The organism is Alteromonas lipotrueae (assembly GCF_019249255.1).
GTDB lineage: Bacteria > Pseudomonadota > Gammaproteobacteria > Enterobacterales > Alteromonadaceae > Alteromonas > Alteromonas lipotrueae.
This window is the reverse complement of the sequence record NZ_JAESDJ010000002.1, coordinates 386,564-412,998: the sequence shown is the minus strand read 5'-3', so window position 1 is coordinate 412,998 and position 26,435 is coordinate 386,564. Positions and strand designations below refer to the sequence as shown.

Below are 26,435 nucleotides of genomic sequence, written 5' to 3'. Positions count from 1 at the left end.
AGAACGACGAATGCTTAAAGATATCAGCGTTACCTGTGAAGACAGTACTCACTTAACCGCGACACTTTACACACCAGAGCACGCCGTTAGAGGCGCAATAATGATAGCGCCAGCCACGGGTATCAAGCGTCAATTTTACGCGGCGTTTGCTAGCTACCTTTGTGAGCAGGGATTTGGTGTGATCACATTCGATAACCGCGGTATTGCTGAATCGTTAAAAGGTAAGGTTAAACACAGTAAAGCGTCGCTAGTCACTTGGGGGCAACAAGATATGCCCGCCGTATTAGAAACCCTAAAAATGCACTTCCCTAAGATCCAATACTTTTTAGTTGGCCATAGTGCAGGCGGCCAACTTTTAGGGCTAATGCCAAACGTAAACGATCTTACTGCATTTTGTAACTTCGGAAGCTCATCGGGCAGTTTACGCAACATGCGAGCAAGCTACTTACTAAAAGCGCACTTCTTCATGAATTTTTATATTCCCTTAAATAACCTACTTTTCGGGCACACTAAATCGCATTTAGTGGGTATGGGTGAGCCTTTGCCTAGCGGTGTTAGTAGGCAGTGGCAAAAGTGGTGTAATGGCCAGGGTTATGTAAAGGAAGCCTTTGGTAAAGAAGTACTCAAGCACTGGTATGATGATATACGCCTGCCATCTAAATGGTTGTTAGCCAGCGATGATGATATTGCCAACCTGTTGAATGTTGAGGATATGATTAGCGTTTTTCCAGAGCTAGACGCTGAAATCCGTCTCATCGAGCCAAATGACTATAACCTTGCAGAGATAGGCCACATGAAGTTCTTCTCAAGGAAATGTCAAGCGCTGTGGCCGGAGGTAAGTGATTTTCTGATAGCTCACCTCAACGTTTAATTTCTGTAAGCAACGCTTCGGCCTGTGAGTGGAGATCAACATATTCTTCTTTGGCTAGTAATGACGTTAGAATTCGTTCGGCCTCATCAAGGCTACCCAAGTTATAAAGTGTATAGGCTAATCGATATTTAAGTGATGGTGATATCGCATCCCTTGCCGATGCCTCTCTTAGAATAGGTAAGCTTTCTTTGTAACGGCCATTAAGCGCTAAGCTCCACCCATAGGAATGCAAGACATCTGCATTGTTGGGCGCAAGCTCAAACGCTTGTTTTGCATAAACGAAGCTTTGGCTAGTATTGGTGGGAAAATGTAAAATAGCCAACCGATTTAACATGGCATATCGGCTATTGTCATCAACAAGACTAAGTAATTGCTGATAATGACCAATAGCTTGTATTCTATCGCCATAGTAGTAGTGATATTGAGCAAGTAAATTGCGAGGGAAATAACGCGTTGGATCTTGCTTTACTATACTATCTAAGCGCGCCAACAAGCGGTTAAAGCTTTGCTGTTGCACACTAATTGAATACAGCTTTGCTAAGGCCAAGTCGAAACTTGCATCTAGTGCCAAAACGTTTTCAAAATACTGATAGGCTGTGTCTAATTGCCCTTGCGCTTGTGCTAATTCACCTTGCTTAAATCTCACTAGCGGGTCATTAGGGAAGTCGCTTTCAAGTATTTCAAGGGAAGTCGCGGCAGCTTTCAATTCCCCAGAAGCAAGCATCAACTTCACCAGCTGCAAATGGATATTTTTATCACCTGGCACTAGTTCATGTGTACCTTTCATGACCTCTAACGCCTTGGCTTGCTGGCCTAATGCTGTCCAAAGCGCGACTTGCGCGAGTCGAGTGTTGATAGAAAGCGACGGGATAATATCCATCTTTTTAAGTGTAGTAAGCGCTTGTTGTTTATCTCTTACTTTTACATAGAACCCTGCTAGTTGCACTAACGCGACTTGGTTTCCAGGTTCACTAGCTAACAGCGTTCTCAGCAAGTCTATAGCACGCTTGTAGTCGCTTACTTGCGCATAGGCTGCTACTGCCGCAAAGGTAACGTTCGATGGTGCCGCAGCACTATTAGACACTAATATTTTACGAAAGCCTGAAATGGCTGCCTGAAGATTACCCATTTGGAAATCAATTTTGGCCAGCTGAAAAGCAACTTGCAAATGTTCAGGACGTAAAGCAGATAGGGAGAGTAATATTTCCCTTGCTTCATCTAACTCATTACGCTGGAGCAACAAGGTTGCCTGATTATAGCGTGCTGCGAACAACCTCGGTGATTGTATAAGTACCTTATCAAGAACCTCTTGCGCTTTTTCGTACTGCTTATTAATAATAAGCTGCGCAGCGTACATATTTTGAATCGACACGTCACTTGGAAAGCGTGTTATCAGAAGCGCAATTGCTTCACCAGCGAGTACCGAGTTTCCGTTATTGAGATGATGTAGCGCATAGGTCATCAGTACTTGCCGATTTTCAGGGTAACGTGCTTTTAAACGAGACAGTTGCGCATTGCTTTGTGCAACTTTCCCGCGACTTAAGTTTACTCGCACCGCATATAAAGCGACGTTAACGTTATTTGGATATGCTTCTTCCAATTTATTCAATAAGTTTACTGCTGCAAAATTCTGCTTGTTCTCAAGAAAAAGCGTTCCGAGCATTAAGGCTTGATCAATATTGTTGTCTATCAAGGTGTCTGCATGAGGCTGCAAAGCTGACATCGCTGATTTCTTATCCCCAAGCGCAATATTAGTACTTGCTAGCAATATCGCCGTTTGTACATCTTCTTCTGTGTACTTCGCATAACTGAGAAAATTATCGCGGGCTGTTTCGTAATTTTTCTGCATCAACGCCACCATACCGCGTAGGTAATAAAGTGCGGGGTCAGTATGCAACATCACGTCATCTACGTTGGCTAATTGGGTAGCAATTTGCTCTAACTGAGGCCGGATAACCGCTAAGGATTCAACCTGACTAGTCAGCCAACTATTGACGAACAATACGTAAAGATCGCCTTCCGTTTGCAGCAACAAATCTTCAGTGATTAAAAGCGCAGCATCAAAGTCAGAAGAAGAAATGTAAGCATCAATTAAACTACGCGCCATGGTTGGATTATTGGGAGACAACAAGAAAGCTTTGCTGTAAAACGTTTGTGCTTGCGCATACTCCCGACGTTCTTTGGCCAGTTGCCCCTTTAGCCACCACGTTTGCGCTTGGATATCACTTTGCCTCATGGACTTCGCTAATAGGGATTCAGCTTCTTTAAAACGACGCTCAAGTATGGCTAATAGTGCCAACCCGTTGAGGCCTTTGGGATGGTCAGCAGCGCGTGTTAAGATCTGGTCATATTCATACCTAGCGCACAATATTCTAGATTGCTGTATACACGCCTTAGCACGAATTGTATGCCAGTTTATTCGCGCTTCAACAGGAAAGGTTGAATCAAAATCAAGAGAGAGGATGCGCTCACTCTCACCTAAGCGAAGTAGTACCTCGCCCCAAGATTCGAAAATAAGCCCTGCATCGCCCCCTGCGTCATAGGCAGCTTGAAATGCAGCGTCTGCTTGGTTAAACATGCCGTTAACCTGATACAACTGTGCCAATAATATCTGTGCGGGTAAATAGTCTGGTTCAGCTTGAAGTGCATTCTTCGCATAAATAAATGCTTCTTTGTATTCCTTTTGGGCGAAGGAAGCCTTCCCTTTTTCATAGTCTTCGTTATTCGCAGGATATACTGAGAAAGAAAAAGAAAAACACACAAAGAAAACAAGCGCACACAGTGCGCTTGTATTCATAGAAAGCGGGGGAGAGATTTTACTCATCAAGTAACATAGTCTGCTATGGAAACTTAGTCGCAGCGTGCTCTTCTAAAGCTTAAGAATAACAACAATAACGCTAATACTGCAATGGTAGGTGGCTCTGGCACACTCACCACTGGAGGCGCTGAAGGTGTCTCATAATTAAATACATAGTTATGAAATTCTCGGGCGCCGGTATATGAAACCGCAGCGAAAGAGCCATCGAACGACGCACCACCACGGGTTGTCGCTAAGGGCGCTAACACCGAACCTTTAACCGCTAAACTATTAAAGTCAATGCTCTCTGCGTCGTAGAAGTTCCACAGTACATTTGAAAACGCTTCACTACCGTTGAAACCATTGTTCAGGTTCACTCCACCACCTACTACTATGTCATTCGCAAGCGCGTTGCTCGCAGAAACATTGATGATAACGGTTTCTGCATCGCCCCAGTTTAGTGACAAATTACTATTTTGCGCAAAGATATCGTCAGCTGACACATTAAATACTGCAACGCTGTCAGTACCTATATAGTTAAATATACCATCACTGTACGTGCCATTCGCGCTAAGGCTAGCAAAGTAAGCTGAATCGGCGTGAAGTGAGGCCGCGACGTCATCAACACTGAGGTCGGCGTTATAGATTGCTTTGCCATCATTACCGTCATTCAGTTCTACGTGCGATACATTAAGTGAACCGCCATAAACTAAATTATTGTCATTTAATACACGAATTTGGTTAGCATTGACGTCGCCCATAATGGTAACGGCATCTATGGCAGTATTTGTATTTGCAAGTCGACTTCCGAACTCAGCCGCATGACCGCTAGCATTCAAATCACCACCGATAAGCACCTGTCCCTGCACGTCTCCACCTTGAAAGTTATAATCTTCCAACAAGATGAGGTTGTAAGTACCTAATGTGCTTGAAGTAGTCTCTTCGGCGCTCACCGAAGCTATAAATGTAAACAACGACATCACTAACACTGCTAAGCGAATCATTACGCACTGCCTTATGTTTGTATAAAGTATGGCCAAGTCTATTAACTTAGGAAATAAAGCTAAAACTTGTGCCTTTTAGTACGCGATTTGCAAAATTCACACCAAACATGCAAACTCATGATTTAAATAAAATTTATAGACTCAGCTATTATATTAAATATCAGCTTGTAAAATTTACTGACATCCGACAATATTTTTTACATTAAATTAACTTAAGGCACAACATTGGTGCAATGAGTATTCTAAAAAACGTTTTGTGTCTCCGCCCCCATTTGAAAGGGGGGCGTTAAAAATAATTTATGGCGCGAATATCAGGCCTTCTTTAGGTGAAACATCGCCATGACAAATAGCATCAAAGTTATGCAGTAACGACGCAATATTTTCATGCTCTCTTACCGATAACCACGATGCTGTCCACAGCATAGCTTCTTTTACAAAAGCCCCGCTTTTTGCGTGAAATACACCCGCACCTAACTCAGTCATTCTGGTTTGAATGTGTGCAGGAGCAAAAAAGAATTCATCACTTACGCCAGAGGCGTCTTTTGTATTTTCAGTGCCATCACCTGTGCTTACTTCTTGCCAATGGGTTAATCCCACTTGCACATAGCGCATAAGATCATCGCCAAGCTTATTCTTAAGCCGCAGCTTTACCTTATTGTTGCCCGACATATCTACCACAATGCTGGCTTTGTTGGCGATGTCATCTAGGTCGTCATAACAGACCACTTGATGGTAAACATCTAGTCCTTCAACAAATCCTTGGCTTTTACCAGAAGTCACACCTACCACGTGATAGTCATCTTTTTTAAGAGCATAAGCCAATCCCAGACTGGTTTTACTTGATGCGCTTAATACAATCACTTGTTTTGGTTTAGGTGCATTGCACTGGTCGATTAAATCCCATAAGCAATAGGATGTGATGTATAAAGGCCACAATAACATTTGCAGGTTTTCACGGTGTGACTGAGCTTTATCACCACTACGTTCTAATGGCCGATACAGGTTATAACCCTGCGGTAGTGCTTTTCTATGCGCGCTGGTATCAATCAAATTTCCTTGAGCAAAAGTAATGGCGTCCATATGCAGATGAGTGGCAGGCGGGAAATACCCAAAATAACGACTGCCTACGTCCACACCTTCTACGCTAGATGCTGATACCTTACCTATACCCCACACAGGAATAACGCCCCATTTGTCGTTGGCGTTGTTCTCCAAAGGTTTGTTGGAAGTCGCGTCACCCGAAACAGCTGGAAAAAACTGCCAATACCCAAGCTTTTCACCCATCATGAAATAAGTGAGATTGTTGGCCGTAAACGCAAAACGCTCTACTTCAAAGGTCACACCCTCTTTGGACTGTTCTTCTTTTAATGGTGCGTCTTTTAATGGCGCTTGTTTATAAAGATCGGCATGTTCTATGGAGACTATACGGTGTTGGCTTAAGTCCTGTTTATCAACTTGAAACTGTTGCATTACTTTATTTCCCTTTTCTTAAGATGCGAGTTTGCCGCTGGCTTTCAGCATATGCATGTACTCCATGAGTTTACCCATAGCAGGTTGCGACCCGGCTTTTAGGCGCCCTAACACTTGTAGTTTTGGCATATCGTCTTTGGCCACACCATGAACAATTTTGGAAAAACCATCGAGTCTACAATTATGGATCCATGCACGAAGTTCAGGCGCTTCGCCCCAAACATGCATATTTCGTAGCATCGCTGCCGTCATAGGAACCCAGTCAATATCACGATTTGGCAGAGGAACAACTTGTGTCAGTTTCTGTTTGGTGGCTTCATCATCATAGGCTGCCTCAACATGCGCAATCAGCGCTGCACTGAACACCGGTTGGTAAGCTCGCACGGTTTGCGGCGTAATCGTATTGCCTTCAAAAACAGGTTTTATTTCTAAATTTGTGAGTGCTGATGCCGAACAGTCCACCACCAATGCATCTTCTGGCATTGCCCACTGAGTATCCTCAAACGTAAGCGCCTCTTTTCCAACATGCGTTACTCTGCCATGGCGAATTATATTAGGTAAGGTTTGCAGTGCTGCCAATTCGGCTTCACTTACCGTGGCACCATGGAACATAGCAGGCCTGACGTCTTTATCTATACGCAGCATGACGCCCTTTTCCTCTAATTTATCGAACATGTCATCGATAGAGGTCGACTGTGCAATGGCTTCCATTTGGTTAGCTTGCGCGCCAATGGTATCGAAGAAAAATTCATCTAGTGGCTGGGTGTTTTTTCTATTGAGCAGCCATGCGTCCCGAGATACCACCCAATGAATGTTTTCAGGGTTTACAAAATTGCTAAGTAACCATAAACAGGTGTCGATCCCCGTTTTACCTCCCCCAATGACGACATAATTTTTATGACCTGTTACTCGTTGGGTTAAGGTATTGACTGGCGTAAAATCAACCTTGTCATCACGGGTAAAGCTTGGCTTGTGGGTAATGGGAATACTGGTTTTTAAATAAGTCGCGTCTACTGTCTTTTTGTTGACGGTAACGTCGTACGTTTTACCGCCAGTGATATTGGTAAATTTGCCCTCGCCTTCGTATTGGCTGAGGGGAAAATATTGAACACGACCCGAGGGCAAAAAGGTCTCTTGCATGACTGAATCGAAGTAGGCACTCACCTCAGCACCAGAGGCTAAGCTCATCAAGCCCTCATTCATTCCTGTTTTATCAATCACCCCGCGATTTAGCTCTCGTGAACAGACTCCATAAAAAGCAGATGGCTGATGCAGGGTGACAAAAGGATAAACTAAGTTCCAATGGCCGCCTGGCTTGGCATATTTATCGACTATGATAATGCTGGCATCGGTTTCACTGAGTAGTACATCGGCAAACGCCATGCCTACCGCCCCACTTCCCACAATCAAATAATCGCAAGTTAATTGTTCTGCTTTCATATACTATGTCCTTTATGTATGAACCTGCCTGCACGCGGGTTTAATAAATGTAATCACGCTAAACGACAATCTAATGGAACGATTGAATATAACAGTGTTATATTCAATATATATAACGCCGTTATATTGCGCAACATGTAAATTCAATGTAAATGAAAAAAGATACTCGTCAGAAAATTTTAGAAGCGGCTTCAACCCTGTTCTTAAAAGGGGGGAGTCACGCGTTAAGCGTACGTGCTATTGCTGAGGGTGCAGGTATGTCTACGATAGGCATCTACAGCCACTTCAAGGGGAAGCAAGGTATTCTTGATGCCCTGTATATTGAAGGCTTTACCCTTGTTGATGAAATGATGAAGCAATCTGAGGGTAGTACCCCATCAGATAGGTTGCTCAATGCCTGTGAACACGTACTTCAATTCTCTGAAGCACATGCAGCGCATTACAATCTAATATTTGGCTCTAATCTAAAAGATTACACCCCCAACGAAGACGCGATTGCTGCTGGGGAAAAGGCATTTATTACCTTAACTAAAGTGGTATCAGCGATAATTAAAAAAGAGATTGCTGTAGAAGAGCGTCAGGATATAGCAATGCAAATATGGGCGTTGTGTCATGGCTATATAAGTTTAAACCAACATGAGATTCGCAATAGAATTAATTGGGTAGATTGGAAGACGCGGGCGTTAAATGCTATTCGGCTGCACGTTTACGCGTTGGTAGCTACGCACAACAATAATTCATAACAACAATACAAAGCGGCAACACACAAACCAGCCTATCAAGAGAGTATACTCGAAATAGGTAACAATTTTATGTGTTGCTAACTCTTATCGCTGTTCGAGGGCTTATTTCACTTCGTTTAGCGCATCATCGATGTCTTTAGCACTATGTCTATTTTTAAGCTGCGCATCCCCCCACGTACGATTAACAATCACCCCTCGCGTTACAGCAGGGCGCGCCTCAATTTCTGTTGCCCAGCGTAAAAGGTGTTTGTAGTCGTTCACTTGCAAAAAAGTGGCTGCATCATAAAGATTACCGAGTACTAAGTTGCCATACCATGGCCAAATAGCCATATCAGCAATACTGTACTCCTCTCCGGCAAAATAGGTATTTTTGGCGAGATGTTTGTCTAGCACATCCAGTTCACGTTTTACTTCCATGGTAAAACGGTTAATGGGATATTCCATTGGGTAGGGCGCATAACTGTAAAAATGCCCAAAACCGCCGCCTAAGTAGGGTGCTGAACCTACTTGCCAAAATAACCAGTTGAAACATTCTACTTTTGCAGCAGGATCGGTAGGAATAAATACCGTAAACTTATCCGCTAAGTAACGAAGTATTGAACCCGATTCAAACAGCTTCGTTTCTGGTGAAGTGGAAGTATCTACCATGGCTGGAATTTTTGAATTTGGGTTTACGTCAACGAAGCCAGATGAAAATTGATCACCTTCACCGATATTAACCAACCACGCATCGTAATCAGCGTCAGTAATACCTGCGGCCAAGAGCTCTTCCAACATGATGGTGACTTTTTGTCCATTTGGTGTTGCCAATGAATAAAGCTGAAGTGGATGCTGGCCTACAGAGCGTTCTTGCTCATGGGTAGCACCCGATACTGGGCGATTGATACTAGCCCACTTGTTACCGTCATCTTCATTTTGGCTCCATACTTTTGGAGGGGTATAGGTATTACTGTCAGACATATCAGATCCTTTTCTATCGCATTAGCATGATTATAAATTTGATGTGTGTACTGAATATGGAATTACAATGAGCAGGATTAAGGATATACGACCAAGCGCTTCTCGCTAGGACAGTTCGCAAAGAAGGCAGAATAAAATCGTTTTTAAACGTATTTTAAACTGCCCCTGCGATAATAAAAGGCGCGCAATCCATTGCCCGCAAACTGTGTGGCCATTTGGTGCCTGCTAGTCATAGTGCATTCACTATGACTAGCAGCCCCAGTAACCGAATTCTATTCGAACAAGTACTCAATGTTGCTTGAAAAAGCCTAGTCTTGTTCCAAAGAGGACAATGCATCAAGCAACATGCACGTATTGAAATCGTTCGACATAAGCTCGTTTGACCTAAGCTCATTATCAAAAATGCTTCTGGTAAAATTCCTTACTATTGCAAACATACGCTTCCTCCCTGTGGGTATTGGGTTAACTCACAATACCGATGCTGTTATTACCGTGTTTCCAGTGCCGTGTTCCAAATACTATACAACTAGCATTACGATGCATTAAACCAAGCGATGCCCAAACTTATTAGGCTTAAAGCCCCCTTCCTCTTTTAAAGAGTACTACTTAAAAGGCGCGAGGCTGAGCTAGGCGAACCGACCAACGTAATGGAGCGGTTGCTGGCTTTCTAACTTGGAGCCCTACTAGGGTTCTTACCCGAACTTCTTAAGCTAAGCAGCATTTATGCCATCACAACAAATCAAATAATATCAATAACTTAATAGTAATATGAAATTAGGAAAGATAGGGGGGACTGAGAAAATGTTGCACTCTCGCAACACTTTATTACTGACGTGGAGAATAGCTGGAACTTGTAGTGAAAAGAGTAAGTACATGTGAGCTAGAAAAAGCTACCAGAAGAAACAAAAAAGCAGCCCTAGGGCTGCTATCGTATACTTGAACAAACGCGTGCAAAGATACTTATTTAAATACTCACGCGCTTATATGGTCTGTATTCAGCTTTCCAGAAATTACGCTCAATATGGTCATTCAACGCATCGTCTGACATCTCAAGGGCTAGCCCTTGCGCCATTGCGACCTTACCTACTTCAAAGGCTATTTTACGGCTAAGCTCAGCGATAGCACCCAATGGTGGTAATAAGGAACCTTCACCTGTGTTTACCAAAGGCGACGCGTCTGCAAGTGCGTTACTTGCCGCCATCAGCATTTCATCACTAATTAATTTTGCTTTTGCAGCAACCACACCAAGGCCTATGCCAGGGAAAATATACGAGTTGTTACACTGGGCAATGGTAAATACTTTACCTTTGTATTCAACTGGCTTGAACGGGCTTCCCGTTGCAATAACCACTTCGCCATCGGTCCATTCAATAACCTGCTCTGGTCGTGCTTCAACCTGACGAGACGGGTTACTTAATGGAAAGATAATCGGTAGCTCACAGTTTTGCTTCATGGCGCGAACCACCTGCTCAGTGAACAAACCAGGTTGCCCCGATACCCCAATAAGAATATCTGGCTTGGCACAGTGCATAACATCAAGTAGCGATGCGTAATCGCCGCTAAAAGTCCAAGTTTCAAGGTCGACTAACTGCTGATTGAGCTTTTGCTGGAAATCGCGTAGGCCTTCCATACCTTCGGTCACTAGGCCAAAGCGGTCTACCATGAAGACTTGCTTACGCGCCTGCGCATCGCTAATACCTTCATGCACCATTTGCTGAATAAGCATCTCAGCAATACCACAGCCGGCTGAACCTGCCCCAACAAACACCACTTTCATGTCAGATAACTTTTGTTGTTTCATGCGACATGCCGCTAAAATAGTGCCTAACGTAACCGCAGCAGTACCTTGAATATCGTCGTTAAAGCAACACACTTGATTGCGATAGCGGTTCAGCAAAGGCATCGCATTAGGTTGTGCGAAATCTTCAAACTGAATCATTACTTCAGGCCAGCGGCGTTTTACAGCCTGAATGAACATATCGACAAATTCATCGTAGTCTTCTTGCCCAATACGAGGGTGACGTGCCCCCATATACATAGGGTCGTTGAGCAACTTCTCGTTGTTAGTTCCCACATCAAGCATAACGGGCAAGGTATACGCAGGGCTAATACCACCACAAGCGGTATATAGCGAAAGCTTACCAATCGGTATACCCATTCCACCAATGCCTTGATCGCCAAGGCCAAGAATGCGTTCGCCATCAGTCACTACAATCACTTTGACTTTACGCTTGGTGGCATTACGAACAATGTCATCTATTTGGTGGCGCTCTTCCCACGATACAAACAGCCCGCGCGAACTACGATAAATGTCCGAGAACTGCTCACAAGCATCACCCACTGTTGGGGTGTATATAATTGGCATCATCTCATCAATATGTTTTTGAATAAGACGATAAAACAGGGTTTCGTTGTTATCTTGAATGGCGCGTAAATAGATATGCTTGTTCAGTACTTCGTCGAAGCTACTGTATTGCATGTACGCACGCTCAACTTGCTCTTCAATACTTTCGTAACGAGGCGGTACTAAGCCCGTTAAGTTAAATGCAGCGCGCTCTCTCGAGGTAAATGCACTGCCCTTATTTAACAGGGGCGTTTCCAACAGCGAGGGTCCAGCATGAGGAATATAAAGATATCGATTTGAATCTTCTGACATGGGTAATCCGGTTTTATTTACAGGCAATTACTTAGCTGCAACCTGATAAGCGTGCTTTTGCACGCTTTTTATTAAAATATTTCTTCAGGCTCTGGCGTCGTCGTTTTATTTTGCGAGGCAGGGTCGACCACTTCATCATCAAGAACATATGAGGTGGGTTCAGTGCCTTGCAAGAAATATTCGAACAGTGTCGTATGGTCTGTCCTTCGGGTCAACTTCCCACTGGTACGATCAATGCGGACACGCACTATTTTTTCAGGTACAGGAATAGGTGAATGAGGCTTTTCTGCCAATGCATATTCCATAAATCTTATCCATGCCGGACCGGCCGCTTTTGCCCCGTCTTCGGTACCAATTAACGCATTACCAATCCAATTGAATTTTTCAGGGTTGCGATTAACGAGGTTTTGATTGCGAGTAGCACGGCCAAGTTGTCTTCCCATGTTGTCAAAACCAACCCAAGCGGTCGCGACGATATCTTTTTGGAAACCACTGAACCATGTATCTCTTGAATCGTTCGTGGTACCTGTTTTACCTGCAATATCGGTGCGCTGCAGAATATTTCGTGCACGCCAACCTGTACCAAGCCAATAAGTCTTCTTACTCCAATTCCCATTAGCACGGACACCGGTACGCATCATCTCACCTACCAAGAAGGCATTTTGTGCGGTAATGACTTGGGGTGCACTCTGCTGTTCCGTTGTTTCGCTCTGTGCTAGCAATACATCTTTATTAAGCTGGGCTTCGAGTAAGGCTTCAACATCAACATCGTTATTGTCTAAATCGTTTTCTACATCACTTTCCGGATAGCTTTCAGGCGCATGAGCCTTGGTGCAGTTATCGCATGCCCAAACAGGGTTAGCTTCCCACAACACTTGATTATGTTCATCCAGCACTTTAGCAATAAAGTGAGGGTTTACTAAGTAGCCGCCATTAGCAATAACTGACATACCACGAACCACTTCTAGCGGTGTATGAGAGCTAGACCCTAACGATACGGTTTCGTCTAATGGAATATCGTCTGGATCGAAACCAAAGCGAGTCAGATAGTCTGCCGCTTTACGAAGCCCAACACCCCGCAGTAGACGAACTGACACTACATTCTTCGATTTACCCAAGGCTTTACGCATACGAATAGGACCATCGTACTCCGCCGGTGAGTTTTGAGGGCGCCAAGCAACACCGGTTGCCGCATTCCATTGATTGATAGGGGCATCATTAATAATAGAAGCGAGGGTATAGCCGCTGTCTATCGCCGCAGAATAAATAAAGGGCTTAATGTTAGAGCCTACTTGTCGTTTTGCTTGCGTCGCACGATTAAACTGGCTTTGGTAAAAACTGTATCCACCGACTACCGCTTCAACCGCACCATTTTTTGGATTAAGCGCAATAAACGCCCCGCTCACTTCTGGCAATTGCGCGATACGCCATGCGTCGTCTTGTTCACGAACATAAATTACCGCACCAGGTTGGGTGATATCTGAGGCTGTTTCGGGCTCGCTACCTTGCCTAAAGTCGGTGATATATCGTCTCGCCCAGTCTAAACCTTCCCAAGTGATCGTTCGCTTCTCGCCGTTTACATCAAGCACATCAATAGATTGATCAGCGGCCAAAAGTACAACTGCAGGCACAAGAGGCTTAATGTATGGCACTCGTGACAACGCAGAAAGCATCTCGCGCTCGCTCCAGTCACTGGCGAGCAACTTTTCACTTACGTCAAAATCTAAAGAAAGCTGAGGTACTGGCTCATCTTGGCTCTCTGGCGAAGGGGCGTCCCACAAATAGCCAAGCGGCCCTTTGTAACCATGGCGCTCATCGTAGTCGTGTAGATTCCTTACCACCGCGCGCTGAGCAGCGAGTTGTAAGTCGGAACCCGCGGTCGCGTAAACCTGATAGCCGCCTGTCTCCGCTTCATCTTTACCGTAAATATCGACCATTTCGTTATAGATGATGTCGGCTAAATAAGGTGCATCCACTTCAATTTCAGCCCCATGCTTACGTGCAGTTATAGGCGCGCTTACCGCATTATCAAAGTCCACTTTAGATATGTATTTTTCATCAAGCATGCGCAGCAACACCACGCGGCGACGGCCTGCTGATGCTTCAGGGTCAGTAATAGGGTTAAGCGCTGAAGGCGCTTTTGGAAGGCCTGCAATAGTGGCAAGTTGTGCCAAAGTGAGTTCATTAAGAGATTTACCATAATACACTTGGGCAGCGGCACCAAAACCAAACGAACGATGGCCTAGCTCAACTTTATTTAAATAGAGTTCAAGGATCTCTTCTTTACTGAGTTCCTGCTCCATGTGCCACGCGATAAATATCTCTTTTACCTTACGAATATACGTTTTTTCTCGACTTAAAAAGAAGCCTCGAGCAAGCTGCATTGTTAATGTACTCGCCCCCTGCCTTTTTTCTCCCGTAATAATTAAACTTAACGCAGCACGGGCAATTCCAATGGGGTCAATTCCGTGATGTTCAAAGAAGCGACTGTCTTCGGTTGCCAATATTGCGTGGATTAATTGTTCAGGAACTTCCTCAAGTTTTACGGGTATCCGCCGTTTAACGCCATATTGGGAAATTAATTTTCCATCATGAGTATATATCTGCATGGGCGTTTGGAGTCTAACATCCTTAAGTACAGTAACGCTTGGTAGGTTAGGTTTGATATAAAAGTAAATACCAACAAGCGCGACACACCCAATAAGGCCTGAGATGACAAAGAATAATAATAACGGTTTAATGTACTTCACAATTTAAGGATACCAAGGCATTTTTGCGAAAATGACGTATATTTTCATACGTATGTGTTATCAATAGAACCATACGCACAATAAAAACTGAGTAATATTGTACTTTAGAGCAACTACCATTGAAACCGGACACTTGTAAATGAAATCGCTGTTCAAGAAAAAGATGCCTCCCATTGTGGGTTTAGACATAGGCACACGTCAAATAAAAGCGGTATGGCTAGAACCTTCAGTCAATGGCTATATGCTTCAAGGCTATGCTTGTGAATCTATCAATAAAGTGGCTTTTTCTGAGCGAGATATTAAAGATTACGAGGCGGTAAGTTTAGCACTTAAAAAAGTACGTAACAGCTTAAAAACTAAAATAAAGCAAGCTAATGTAGCGGTAGCGGGTACATCAGTAATCAGTAAAATCGTTTATATGGAGCCAGACCAAAACGATTATGAACTTGAAAGCCAGATAGAAATTGAAGCGGACAGCCTCATTCCTTTTCCCCTTGAAGAAGTTTATATAGACTTTGAAGAACTAGGCCCAAGTGAAACACATTCTGGCAAGGTCAATGTTCTGTTGACGGCCGCACACAAAGATTTAGTAGATAGCCGATTGCTACTGTCCCGCGAAGCCGATTTCGAACCTAAAATTGTTGATGTGGAAAATTACGCAATTGGAAACGCTATCGACTTTTTCTATAACGGAAAAGTGGAAGATGAAACCATTTGCGCCATTAATGTAGGTGCCTCATTACTTCAAGTTAGCGTGGTACGTAACGGCAATGTTGCCTATACAAAAGAGCATGCGTTCGGGCTAAATAACTTAGTCAACGACATTAGCGCTATTCAAATGATTGAGCGTGATGAAGCCGAGCGTCTATTGATGGACGAGTCATCGTCTGACAGTTGGTTAGACGAAGTGTTACCTATCTTTGCCGCTAATTTACAGCAGAACATCAATCGTGCATTGCAAATGTACATGACGACATTTCATGTTGACCGGCCTGCGAAAATTTTACTTTGCGGCGGCGCTGCCACCATCCAACCTTTGGTCGATATTTTACGCCAAGACTTGGGCCTACACGTTGATGTATTCGACCCCTTTTTGGGCATGACCATGAACCCTAAGTTAGATTCCCAGCGGTTACGTCGTATCGCCCCACAGCTAACTATTGCCGCGGGCCTTGCTAGCCGGAGTTTCACATCATGGCACATGTAAACTTACTTCCTTGGCGCGAGCAGCGACGCCAACATCAAAAGCAGCAGTATTTGATGGGTCTGCTAGCCGTTGCTGCTATCGTGGGGTTAATTTTTTGGTTTATCGGTCAGGCCATCGACCAACAAATTAATCATCAGAATTCTAGGAACCAGTTTCTTGAGCGCGAGATTGCCTTATTAGATGCGAAAATAGCAGATATAAAGAATATTAAAGAAAGTAAAAATGCGATTGAACAACGCATGGCCCTCATTGAACAACTACAGGCTAGCCGAAATGTAGCGGCCATTATATTTGATGAGTTGGCCAAAATCGTACCTGTGGGTGTGACCTTTCAATCCATGAAGCGCATGGGAAATAAGTTAGAAATTGAAGGCGTTAGTGATTCAAATAACCGACTTTCTGATTTCATGCGTTCATTAGATAACTCTGATGTTTTTGTTGGAGCAGAATTATCGTCAATAAAAGCAGACACCAATGCCTCGCGCGCGATTAGCACCTTCACGCTTACCTTTATGGTTAGCGCTTCGGTATCACCGTTGAAGCAAGGCGCTGAAGGGAAGACTAATAAATGAAATTTGATGTAGAAAAGCTCAAAGAACTCAATGAGCTAGACTTTGAACAAATTGCTATTTGGCCCAATGAAGTACGCATAGTGGTTGCTGCCTTCGTGGCAATCTTAATTGGCGCGCTTAGCTATTATCTGCTTATAAGCCCTAAACTGCCTATCCTTGATACGGCCGAGTTAAAAGAACAAGAGCTGAAACTGCAATATGAAGCCAAGTACCGCATTGCGGTAAATGAAGAAGCGTACCGAGAACAGCTTGCCCAACTGGAAGATGACTTTTCTTCCATGCTGAAAAGCTTACCTACCAGCAATGAAACCCCAGGTTTGCTAGACGATATAACCTATGTAGGCACATCATCTGGGCTTACCTTTAAATTATTGAACTGGCAACAAGAAGTACCTAAAGAGTTTTACACCGAACTGCCTATTGAAATTGAAGTCAGTGGCGGATATCACCACTTTGGAGAATTTGTCTCCAAAGTGGCTGGACTTTCTCGTATTGTCACCTTACATGATTTCGATATTTTACGAGATAGCAATGGGCTCACATTGCAACTGCAAGCGAAAACCTACCGCTCAGAAAACAGTACCGGAATAAGCGGAGGATCTCAGTGATGCGCTTTTTTTTAGTACTTGCTGCGGTTGTTATGGTAACCGCTTGCTCGCCAAAACTTGATGACTTGCAGGCATATACGCAGAGTGTCAGCGAAAATGTAGTTCACAATATAGAGCCCTACCCTGAGTTTGCTACACCTACAACCTTTATATATTCAGCGAGCGAATTGCCTAGCCCTTTTGATTCGCCTAAAGAAAACACGGCGCCATTAACGCAAACTCGACAAGAAAACTGTTTTCAACCTGACTTTGAACGTACAAAGCAGAAATTGGAAAGGTATGGCTTAGACTCATTAGGCTTAACCGGTAACTTTAAAAGCCAAGGCATTGAATGGGCACTAATCACCAGTAATGACGGCGTTTTACATAAAGCCAAAATTGGCAGCCGCATCGGGTTATTTTACGGTAAAATCACCGGAATTAATCCAAACTCACTAACAATAGAACAGTTAATACCTGATGGCGCAGGTTGCTGGCAGAAAAAAGAGATAACGTTGAGCAAAACCTCAACGTCAGGAGAGAAAAAATAATGGCTGAGCGTTACCTATTTAACAAGTCTTTAAATCGTAGAAGTGCTCGCTGGCCTTGGTTGCTGGGTTTTGCCGCTATCTGTACGGTATTGATACTTTATGTTGCGCCCGCCAAAGCGTTAGAACCCGTATTGTACGACCCAAGTGACAACACACCGTCAACCCGGATTACCGATATAGACTTTACCCGAGAAGCAAATAATATCGGTGTTGCGCTAGTCACCTTTGAAGGAGCTTCACCTACCCCGCAACTCGTTGAGTCTCAAGGAAAGGTTACCATTACCCTCGCTGATAGCGAGTTAGATGAAAGTCAGCTCGTTGAATTAAACGTGACAGAGTTTTCCACGCCAGTATCAATCATTGAGACATTTCAAGACGAAAAAAGTACCCGCATAGAAATTCTTTATAGCGATACCGTGACCGCCCGCCACGCGGTAGAAGATAACGTCATTCGCATCAAAATTGAGCCGATGAGCTTGTCGCAACAAGAAGAATTAGAAAACAAAAAAACCTACACTGGCGACCCGATTTCGTTAGATTTTCAAGATGTACCTGTACGTCAAGTGTTGCAAATTATCGCGCAAGTTAATGGCTTTAACTTGGTGACCACAGACACAGTTACCGGAAATGTCACCATAAGCCTGTCTGGTGTTCCATGGGATCAAGCCCTTGATATGATTTTACGCGTTAAAGGGCTGGATAAACGCCTAGAAGGTAATATTTTACTGATTGCACCAACAGAAGAGCTTACCGCCAGAGAAACCCAAGCGCTGCAGTCAAAGAAACAGGTGTCTGATTTGGCCCCTCTTAGCACCGTCAATATTTCGGTAAATTACGCCAAGGCAGCCAAGCTAGCGACTATCTTGAAATCTTCAGAGGGTGGCATTTTATCTGAGCGCGGCACTGTCACCGTAGATGAGCGCACCAACACTATGCTTATTCGAGATACCTTACCTTCAATTGATGAAGCAAGAAAAATGATTGATGCACTGGATATTCCGGTTAAACAAGTATTAATTGAAAGCAGAATGGTCACCGTACTTGATAACGTTGATGAAGAGCTAGGCGTTCGTTGGGGCTTAAGCGATAGAGAAAGTGACAGTGGCGTTTCAGGGACTATTGAAGGGGCGGAAACTATTGCAGGCGGCTCTGTTCCAAGTATTGACGATAGACTAAACGTAAACCTCCCTGTTTCTGGTGCAGCTGGCACTATTGGCTTTCAAATAGCGAGCTTGGTTGATGGCACCATATTAGACTTAGAATTGTCAGCACTTGAATCTGAAAACAAAGGTGAGGTTATTGCTAGTCCGCGTATTACGGTAGCGAATCAGCAAGAAGCTTATATTGAACAAGGAACTGAAATTCCGTATGTTCAAGCTACCTCAAGTGGTGCTACTTCGGTTGAATTCAAAAAAGCGGTGTTATCGCTTCGTGTAACACCACAAATTACGCCAGATAATCGCATTATTTTGGATTTAGTTGTTACTCAAGATACCCGTGGTGAAACCGTTTCAACTTCAACCGGTGATGCGGTGGCCATTGATACCCAAGAAATCAAAACTCAGGTCTTAGTAGAAAACGGCGAAACCATAGTATTGGGCGGTATTTTCCAGCAAACGAGTACCGATAGCGTGTCAAAAGTGCCATTATTTGGCGACTTGCCGTTTTTAGGTGTACTGTTTCGAAATACATCAGAGTTTCAAGAGAAGCGTGAGCTACTTATATTTGTAACGCCCAAAATAATTACAGAAAAACCGTAACAACCTATAATTCAAGGTAAAATGCGGACTGAGAGTAGTCCGCTTTTTACGTTTTCTCGTACTGCAATGCCTCTGTATTTACATTATAGTGCTAATTGTTTTCAACAATACTTGCAAGGGCTTGTTAGAAACTGAGATAATCGCGGTCTCGAAATTTTAGCGAGGTTAAAGGAGTAGTGCTTATTGGACATTAAATAAGCACGAGTCAATGGGTAGGCTGGTAAGGCAACAGTGCATGCCCCTAACATGATAAAGTTGTGATATAAGCAAATATGGCTGAAAAACGTAATATCTTTTTGGTTGGCCCAATGGGTGCTGGCAAAAGCACCATCGGTAGACACCTAGCAGACGAACTTCACCTGGATTTTTATGACTCCGATCAGGAAATAGAGCGCCGTTCTGGTGCTGATATCGCCTGGATCTTCGACCTTGAGGGCGAAGATGGATTCCGTGCGCGTGAAGAAAACATCATCAATGATTTAACAGACAAGCAGGGTATCGTGCTTGCCACTGGTGGCGGTTCAATTGTAACCAAAGCAGTTCGTAATCGTTTGTCTGCACGAGGCATTGTTGTTTACTTGCAAACTACGATTGACAAGCAAGTTGCTCGAACACAGCGCGATAAGCGTCGCCCTTTACTTCAAAACAACGATCCGGAGCAAGTACTTCGCGATCTTGCTGATTTGCGTAATCCTCTTTACGAAGAAGTTGCAGATTATGTAGTTGATACTGATGACCAATCTGCTCGCGCAGTGGCTAACCAGATCATTAGTAAAATCGGTTTATAAATAAAATAATTAGGAGGTGCTACGCCCATGTCAACTTTAACTGTGGAACTTGGCGAACGTAGCTATCCTATACATATTGAGGCCGGGCTGCTTAAGCAGCCTGGCCTTTTTGTGCCTTATATAAAAGGCCCATTAGCGGTTATTGTCACCAACGAAACCGTGGCGCCTTTATATCTTGATGCAGTGAAAGCCGCATGTGGTAGCAAGCAAATCGAAACCATTGTCTTGCCTGACGGTGAACAATACAAAAACCTTGAGCAATTTGAGGTTGTCATGACCCACTTGCTTGAAATCAACGCTGCACGCGATACCACCCTTATTGCATTAGGTGGCGGTGTTATTGGCGATTTATGTGGTTTTGTTGCTGCAACGTATCAACGCGGCGTCCCCTTTATTCAAGTGCCCACTACCCTACTTTCTCAAGTAGACTCTTCTGTTGGCGGTAAAACCGCGGTTAATCATCCGTTGGGTAAAAACATGATTGGCGCTTTTTATCAGCCAATCTTAGTCGCCATTGATACGCAATCATTGTCTACGCTACCTCCCCGTGAATTCTCTGCAGGTATGGCGGAAGTCATAAAATACGGCATCATTTATGATGAAGCCTTTTTTTCTTGGCTTGAAGCGAATGAGCAAGCGCTAAAACAGCTTGATGAATCAACCCTTAATGTCGCCATTAAACGTTGCTGTGAAATTAAAGCGGAAGTGGTTGCTAAAGATGAACGTGAAGGTGGACTGAGGGCTATTTTGAACCTGGGTCACACCTTTGGTCACGCAATCGAAGCTGAGCAAGGTTACGGTAACTGGTTACATGGCGAAGCCGTGTCAGCTGGTACTATAATTGCTTGTATAGCAGCAGAGCAGTTAGGTTGGTTTACAGCGTCAGAAACTCGTCGCGTACGTTCACTCTTCGAGGCATTTTCACTTCCAGTGGAAGGCCCTAGCACAATGAGTAAGCCGGATTATGTTAAGCATATGAAGCGCGATAAAAAAGTAGAAGCAGGTAATATTCGTTTTGTGCTGCCTAAGAATATGGGTAATGCAGTCGTCACTAAAGACGTCACTGACGATATTCTTACTGAAATTCTGCGCTAGTCGTTTACTGGCGCATACCTAACTAACACCAACATTCGTTTTTTGCTAGCCCTTTTACGCAGGTATTGGGCTTTATGGGGTTATTGCGCATGCACAGTGAATTGCATGAACGTCTTGAGTATTTAGTTAATTATTCCTCTCAACTGGTTTTTGTCAGTGGCGACTCTATTGCAGAGCAACAGCAAACCCTTGAAGCCTTCGTTTACCAGCAGCATGACGATACTGAAATAGCATATTTAACTGCTGAGTCTAATATGGATATTTCTGACTACCGTGGTCAGTTATGCCGTCAGTTGTTAGGTCAAGTAGTAGGCAGTTTTGTACGCCCTCTTAACGAACTTTTATCCGCACTTAACATCCATGAAGGGCCAGTACTCATTGCTATAACGCAAGCCGAGCACATGCCCGACAAACTGCTTCAAGAACTATGGGATTTGGTGTTACAAAGCCGCTTTGCGGGTAACAAGCAGCATTTGAATGTATTGCTATTTGCCACAACCGAGTGGGCTGAAAATGCCAAAAAGTGGCTCCCAGCCAAAAATACCGATACGCCATTGCTTATTAGTAGTCAGTCTATTTCTTCAAATCTTCAAGGTTCAAAGTCTCAAGGCTCTGAACTAGATAGGATGATTTCCCAGCGCAGAGAAGCGTTTCAAGCTCACCTTGATAAACGAAACCTTCCTATCGAAACGACCCCGTCAAATCCACTTACCTCTACGGGGTTCTATATTGCTATTGCCTTAGTTTTCTTAATAACCTTTGGCGGGTTGGTTACCTGGCAATATGGCGATTCAATATCGTCATTATTTTCACCTATTGCACAACCGTCTATGCCTTCTGAGTCTGAAAATGTGATACCAGGCTCTGCTTTTAGCAAGGTTGCAGACAATCAAGCTGAACAGCCTATTGCCTCAATCACAGACAATGAGAGCAATGTAGAACTGGTGACTGACTGGAAAGGTGCCGTTTCCTCGCTTAATGGCGACGCAACAGATAGCGTTTTAATAGACGGCTCTGCTGAACAGACTACGCTTGTAGTAGATTCAATAGTGCAAAGCAGTAACCAAGATTCTCAGCAAAGTGGATTGTCTAATGAAGTTGACAATAACGCGCCTTCATTGAGCAAATCTGATACCAATACACCACAGCCCACTGAAAATGACACTAAACAAACCGCCACGGCTCAACAAGGCAACGCGCAGGCACAAGTTCAACCTCAAAGCGGTGATGAGACAAGCAGTGAAGGCATTACCTCCACCAAGGCAGAAATGTTACGCCCCAACATGGTTTTACCCAATGACTTTGTCATTCAAATGGTCGGCATTAAAGATAAAAACGTTGTTCGACAATTTATTGCTCAGAATAACCTACATGCCGTTACTCGTCAGTATGTGACTACACGGTATGGCGGTGATTGGCACGTGGTGGTCTTTCATCAGCCATTCAAATCATTAACACAAGCTCGTGCGGCGCTGTCCGCGTTGCCCGATTACCCGACTAAGAACGAAGCGTTCATTAAACGTGGGCAGCAAATTCTAGACGAAATGGCACTGGTAGCTGGCGAATAATAGTACGTTGTGCCCATTGTACTGACTTCAAACAAAAGAAAAGCCGTCAGCTTTACTTTTCATGGTTGTTCCATCGTATGAGGAAAGATACAATCTATCTTTAGCGTGGTATTGCGAAGTAATTGCAACGCCACTCCCCAGAATTACGCCAAACTCGGCGAGTACCGGATTGACAACCGTCTATATTCCGTGCAGGTAGTAACGTTTACGCATGATGCAGAAGAAAAACCGGGCCTTTTTAAAGTGGGCCGGTGGCAAGTACAGCCTAGTAGAGCATATTCAGGCAAGGTTACCTCAAGCAAACAAACTTATTGAACCGTTTGTAGGCGCGGGGTCAGTGTTTCTGAACACTCAGTATAAGCGGTATTTGCTGAACGACATCAACCCTGACCTTATAAACCTGTACAACTTCTTAAAAGTTCAGCCCGATGCCATCATCCACGACGCACGCAGTTTCTTTAACGGCGAACGTAACGATGAGAAAATGTACTATGCATTGCGAGAAGAATTTAATGCAACCGAAGACGAGTACTACCGAGCTATTTTGTTTCTATACCTCAATAGGCATGGGTACAATGGATTATGTCGCTATAGTTTAGCGGGCAGGTTCAACGTCCCTTTTGGCCGCTATAAAAAGCCTTACTTTCCTGAGCATGAAATGTTTGTGTTTGCAGAAAAAGCCCAAAAAGCCACGTTCACTTGCTTACCTTTTGAAAAAGTATTTACTCGCGCTCGTCGTGGAAATGTCATTTATTGTGACCCACCCTATGCGCCTATTAGTAAAACAGCTGCGTTTACAAGTTATGCGGCACGCAGTTTTGGGCAAGACGCGCAAGAAAAGTTAGCTGAACTCGCGATGCGATCAGCAAAAAAGCGGGGAATTCCTGTATTGGTATCAAATCACGACTTGCCACTTACTCGCACCTTGTACAAGGGCGCAGATTTCAGCATGTTGTCAGTAAAGCGCTCCATTAGTCAAAATGGTGCTACTAGAAAGCCTGTAGATGAAATTTTGGCGTATTTCCCGCCTAGCGCAGTAGCAAAAAAGCCAAAACGAAATCAACGCAAAAGTATAAAATTAGAAAAATAGCTAATAACCAGTTAGCCATTTCACAAACATCATTAACGATATCACCATCATGGCAACGAGAACTATGCCAATGATCAAAAAGCTGACAAAGGTTCCTTTCGTAAAATCACGCTCGTAGTTTTTATGGCTTTGCACACCGAAAACACCCGCGACAACACTCATAAGCACTGACCAAAAGCCGGTACCCGGTTGTTGACTCATTACTGATAAGTCTTTTGTTGGCAAGCGGCAATGTTACTTGCTGTCATCGTCATGAAGCAACTCAAGCAAGTCGAGAAAATGGAACTGAAATGAGGGTGACTTTCCAGCAATCCATGAAAGCCAACTGACTTCAGCAACGCCATCTCTGTGCCTGGCACACTGATTTTGCACATGGCTAGCGGGTAACTTAGGATTAAAACTAGAAGAAGGTTGAAACTCGCACACTGAGGCTTCCGAGCCCGAACGTGGATAGACCGCTACGCTAACTAGCGCAACCATGCCGCATACTGCATAAAATGGAAGTACTTTCATCCTGAACACTCCTTACGCTATTTTGCTTTGAACATCATTATAAATAAAACCTTATTAGTCACAAGATAATATTCATTAATGATGAATATAATTACTATTTCCAACAGTAAAAAAAACCTGACACATACGCATCAGGCTTTTAATTTTAAACATCAATAACAATTAATTCATTGTTTTTGATGTCATTTATCAATTTACAGTTCGAAGTCCATGCTATAAGCAACAGTAAACTTAACTGAATCGTTATCTAACGAATCATCATCACCACTGTCATCTAAATCAGTACCCGTTACTGCGAAGCTAAATCCGTCTTTGGCAATAGAAACACCCCAGTCTGCGTAACCGCCAACTACACCGTTGAAGTCTTCTGCAAAGTCACCTTGATGGTAACCAACATGGAAACCAAGTTCCGAGCCATTTAGCACTTCCATACCGTAGTCTAGAGAAACATAGGTAGCTTCACCAAAACCGTAATCGCGGTTGGTAGGCTCATCTGCTTCAGTGTGAGCAAGTACAGAAAGAGTAAGACTTAACCCGCCCATACCCACTGAGCCATATACTTCAGCAAAGTCAAAGTTTGCTGCAGCATCATAGTTGTAGTACAGGTAACCAACATCATAAGAGATGTCGCCAGACTCTCCTGAGAAACCGAAATACATATCGTGTTCGTACGAGTAATTATCATCTGAACCGTATTTCACGTTTGATGCCCAAGTACCTGCGTAAAAGCCGCTTTCGTTTGCGTAATCAATTCCGCCCTGAACTGCAGCTTCATTCATTGTTTGAGTTAGACCACGCCAAATATAGTTACTTGTTGCACCAGCGTTAGCAGTAACTTCTGCGTAAGTAGGTAGCGCAGTAAACAGGCAAGCTGACGATACTGCAACAGCAAGCAATGTGCTTTTAGTAGATAATTTCATGTGTGTGTTCTCCAGTAAATTCCAAAACTTGTTTTAATTAATTTTTCTGTCTTGATTTTTCTTATATTTGGGTTGGATTACGCAAGAGTGATGCCCACTTAATGCACATATACCAGCTCTCACAGAAAATACATAAGTAATTGATTTTATTACAAGTAAATTAAATAAAGTTATTTGAAAGAAAATTAACGTCTAAGATAAGTGCACAGAAATGCACCAAAAAAAGGCAGGCTCACCAATAGAGTGCGATTAATTTAATCTTTTGTATCCCTTCTATTTACTTACTCGTAACACAGCGGCGAATGCAATCAGCGCTGTTTTCAACTGCTAACTTTCGGTAAACTTCCCCCTTTACCACGTGCATCGCCTCGTAAATAGGGAAAACTGATGAAACCATTTTTGATTGCCCCCTCAATTCTGTCTGCCGACTTTGCGCGACTAGGAGAAGAAGTAGAGAACGTACTGAGCGCAGGTGCCGATGTGGTCCATTTTGATGTAATGGATAATCATTATGTGCCCAACCTCACATTTGGCCCTATGATATGCGAGGCGTTAAAAAAGTACGGCATTAGCGCACCTATCGATGTACACCTGATGGTGAAACCGGTTGATGACTTAATTGAAAAATTTGCTGATGCAGGTGCCAGTTATATTAGTTTTCACCCTGAAGCATCAGAGCATATCGACCGGTCACTGCAGCTTATTATTGATGCAGGGTGTAAACCAGGTTTAGTCTTTAATCCTGCTACGCCTTTGCATTATCTGGATCATGTCATGGACAAGTTGCACCATATCCTTATTATGTCGGTCAATCCGGGGTTTGGTGGGCAAAAATTTATTCCCAGCACATTAGATAAAATACGCGCCGTTAAGCAGCGAGTACTGGAAAGTGGTCACGATATAAGAATAGAAATTGACGGTGGCGTAAAAGTCGATAACATTCGCGCCATTGCTGAAGCTGGCGCTGATATGTTCGTAGCCGGCTCTGCTATTTTTTCCGAGCCCGATTATCGCGCAGTTATTGATGACATGCGCACTGAATTATCTCGTCTTTCTAAGGCGTAACTAAATAACGTTAACGTACAGGTACACA

22 protein-coding genes are annotated in these 26,435 nt (G+C 43.7%); 12 read left to right on the top strand and 10 right to left on the bottom strand.

Annotated elements, in window-relative coordinates; all coding sequences use genetic code 11:
- The first annotated feature begins 10 nt into the window (after positions 1-10).
- Positions 11-871, top strand: coding sequence for an alpha/beta hydrolase family protein (locus tag KYS23_RS05195; RefSeq protein WP_218418179.1), 861 nt, complete (start codon positions 11-13; stop codon positions 869-871).
- Here KYS23_RS05195 and KYS23_RS05190 read toward each other — a convergent pair.
- The 4 genes from KYS23_RS05190 to KYS23_RS05175 form a co-directional block, all read right to left on the bottom strand.
- Positions 861-3,695 carry a tetratricopeptide repeat protein gene (locus KYS23_RS05190; protein WP_218418178.1) on the bottom strand — a complete coding sequence of 945 codons (2,835 nt, stop codon included), beginning with the start codon at positions 3,693-3,695 and terminating at the stop codon, positions 861-863. The two genes, KYS23_RS05195 and KYS23_RS05190, sit on opposite strands and share 11 nt — an antisense overlap.
- A 26-nt stretch (positions 3,696-3,721) precedes the next feature.
- Positions 3,722-4,672 (bottom strand): choice-of-anchor A family protein, encoded by a 951-nt coding sequence (locus KYS23_RS05185; RefSeq protein ID WP_159534337.1) that lies wholly within the window; start codon positions 4,670-4,672, stop codon positions 3,722-3,724.
- 297 nt (positions 4,673-4,969) lie between these two features.
- Positions 4,970-6,142: a DUF2855 family protein gene (locus KYS23_RS05180; RefSeq protein ID WP_218395628.1), complete on the bottom strand. Its 1,173-nt coding sequence runs from the start codon at positions 6,140-6,142 to the stop codon at positions 4,970-4,972.
- 18 nt (positions 6,143-6,160) lie between these two features.
- Positions 6,161-7,582 (bottom strand): NAD(P)/FAD-dependent oxidoreductase, encoded by a 1,422-nt coding sequence (locus KYS23_RS05175; RefSeq protein WP_218418177.1) that lies wholly within the window; start codon positions 7,580-7,582, stop codon positions 6,161-6,163.
- 152 nt (positions 7,583-7,734) lie between these two features.
- On the opposite strand from KYS23_RS05175, the gene KYS23_RS05170 reads away from it, so the two are divergent.
- A complete protein-coding gene (locus tag KYS23_RS05170; RefSeq protein WP_218395630.1) occupies positions 7,735-8,325 on the top strand; it encodes a TetR/AcrR family transcriptional regulator in 591 nt (196 codons plus the stop codon).
- Positions 8,326-8,427: 102 nt separating this feature from the next.
- On the opposite strand, the gene yghU is transcribed toward KYS23_RS05170, so the two are convergent.
- The 3 genes from yghU to KYS23_RS05155 all read right to left on the bottom strand — a co-directional run bounded on the left by yghU (position 8,428) and on the right by KYS23_RS05155 (position 14,691).
- Positions 8,428-9,285: a glutathione-dependent disulfide-bond oxidoreductase gene (gene yghU, locus KYS23_RS05165; RefSeq protein ID WP_159528317.1), complete on the bottom strand. Its 858-nt coding sequence runs from the start codon at positions 9,283-9,285 to the stop codon at positions 8,428-8,430.
- A 964-nt stretch (positions 9,286-10,249) separates the two neighbouring features.
- The gene (locus KYS23_RS05160) at positions 10,250-11,941 is read right to left on the bottom strand and encodes an NAD-dependent malic enzyme (RefSeq protein ID WP_159528315.1); all 1,692 of its coding nucleotides are present in this window, start codon (positions 11,939-11,941) and stop codon (positions 10,250-10,252) included.
- Positions 11,942-12,012: 71 nt separating this feature from the next.
- Positions 12,013-14,691, bottom strand: coding sequence for a penicillin-binding protein 1A (locus tag KYS23_RS05155; RefSeq protein ID WP_218418176.1), 2,679 nt, complete (start codon positions 14,689-14,691; stop codon positions 12,013-12,015).
- 139 nt (positions 14,692-14,830) lie between these two features.
- Here KYS23_RS05155 and pilM point away from each other — a divergent pair, with 139 nt between their 5' ends.
- The 9 genes from pilM (at position 14,831) to KYS23_RS05110 (ending at position 23,909) form a co-directional block, all read left to right on the top strand.
- Positions 14,831-15,898, top strand: a complete 1,068-nt coding sequence (pilM, locus tag KYS23_RS05150; RefSeq protein WP_218418175.1) for a type IV pilus assembly protein PilM — start codon at positions 14,831-14,833, stop codon at positions 15,896-15,898.
- Entirely contained in the window at positions 15,886-16,470 is a 585-nt protein-coding gene (locus KYS23_RS05145) for a PilN domain-containing protein (protein WP_159528309.1), read from the top strand. Before pilM ends, KYS23_RS05145 begins: the two co-directional genes overlap by 13 nt.
- Entirely contained in the window at positions 16,467-17,078 is a 612-nt protein-coding gene (locus KYS23_RS05140; RefSeq protein ID WP_159528307.1) for a type IV pilus inner membrane component PilO, read from the top strand. Before KYS23_RS05145 ends, KYS23_RS05140 begins: the two co-directional genes overlap by 4 nt.
- Entirely contained in the window at positions 17,078-17,608 is a 531-nt protein-coding gene (locus KYS23_RS05135; RefSeq protein ID WP_201299235.1) for a pilus assembly protein PilP, read from the top strand. The genes KYS23_RS05140 and KYS23_RS05135 overlap by 1 nt, the downstream gene beginning before the upstream one ends.
- A complete protein-coding gene (locus tag KYS23_RS05130) occupies positions 17,608-19,368 on the top strand; it encodes a type IV pilus secretin PilQ (RefSeq protein WP_218395634.1) in 1,761 nt (586 codons plus the stop codon). Before KYS23_RS05135 ends, KYS23_RS05130 begins: the two co-directional genes overlap by 1 nt.
- Positions 19,369-19,640: 272 nt before the next feature.
- Entirely contained in the window at positions 19,641-20,156 is a 516-nt protein-coding gene (gene aroK, locus KYS23_RS05125; RefSeq protein WP_013785664.1) for a shikimate kinase AroK, read from the top strand.
- Positions 20,157-20,183: 27 nt separating this feature from the next.
- Entirely contained in the window at positions 20,184-21,251 is a 1,068-nt protein-coding gene (gene aroB, locus KYS23_RS05120) for a 3-dehydroquinate synthase (RefSeq protein WP_159528301.1), read from the top strand.
- A 74-nt stretch (positions 21,252-21,325) separates the two neighbouring features.
- Positions 21,326-22,819, top strand: coding sequence for an SPOR domain-containing protein (locus KYS23_RS05115; protein ID WP_246604292.1), 1,494 nt, complete (start codon positions 21,326-21,328; stop codon positions 22,817-22,819).
- Positions 22,820-23,030: 211 nt separating this feature from the next.
- Positions 23,031-23,909 (top strand): Dam family site-specific DNA-(adenine-N6)-methyltransferase, encoded by an 879-nt coding sequence (locus KYS23_RS05110; RefSeq protein ID WP_159528299.1) that lies wholly within the window; start codon positions 23,031-23,033, stop codon positions 23,907-23,909.
- Here KYS23_RS05110 and KYS23_RS05105 read toward each other — a convergent pair whose 3' ends face one another.
- The 3 genes from KYS23_RS05105 to KYS23_RS05095 form a co-directional block, all read right to left on the bottom strand.
- Positions 23,910-24,110, bottom strand: a complete 201-nt coding sequence (locus tag KYS23_RS05105; RefSeq protein WP_159528297.1) for a DUF2970 domain-containing protein — start codon at positions 24,108-24,110, stop codon at positions 23,910-23,912.
- Positions 24,111-24,143: 33 nt separating this feature from the next.
- The gene (locus KYS23_RS05100) at positions 24,144-24,422 is read right to left on the bottom strand and encodes a hypothetical protein (protein ID WP_159528295.1); all 279 of its coding nucleotides are present in this window, start codon (positions 24,420-24,422) and stop codon (positions 24,144-24,146) included.
- A 194-nt stretch (positions 24,423-24,616) separates the two neighbouring features.
- Positions 24,617-25,342, bottom strand: coding sequence for a TorF family putative porin (locus KYS23_RS05095; RefSeq protein ID WP_159528293.1), 726 nt, complete (start codon positions 25,340-25,342; stop codon positions 24,617-24,619).
- 387 nt (positions 25,343-25,729) lie between these two features.
- Between KYS23_RS05095 and rpe the strand changes: the two genes are divergently transcribed.
- Complete coding sequence (rpe, locus tag KYS23_RS05090) at positions 25,730-26,407, top strand: ribulose-phosphate 3-epimerase (protein ID WP_218395636.1); 678 nt, start codon at positions 25,730-25,732, stop codon at positions 26,405-26,407.
- The last annotated feature ends 28 nt before the right edge of the window (positions 26,408-26,435 follow it).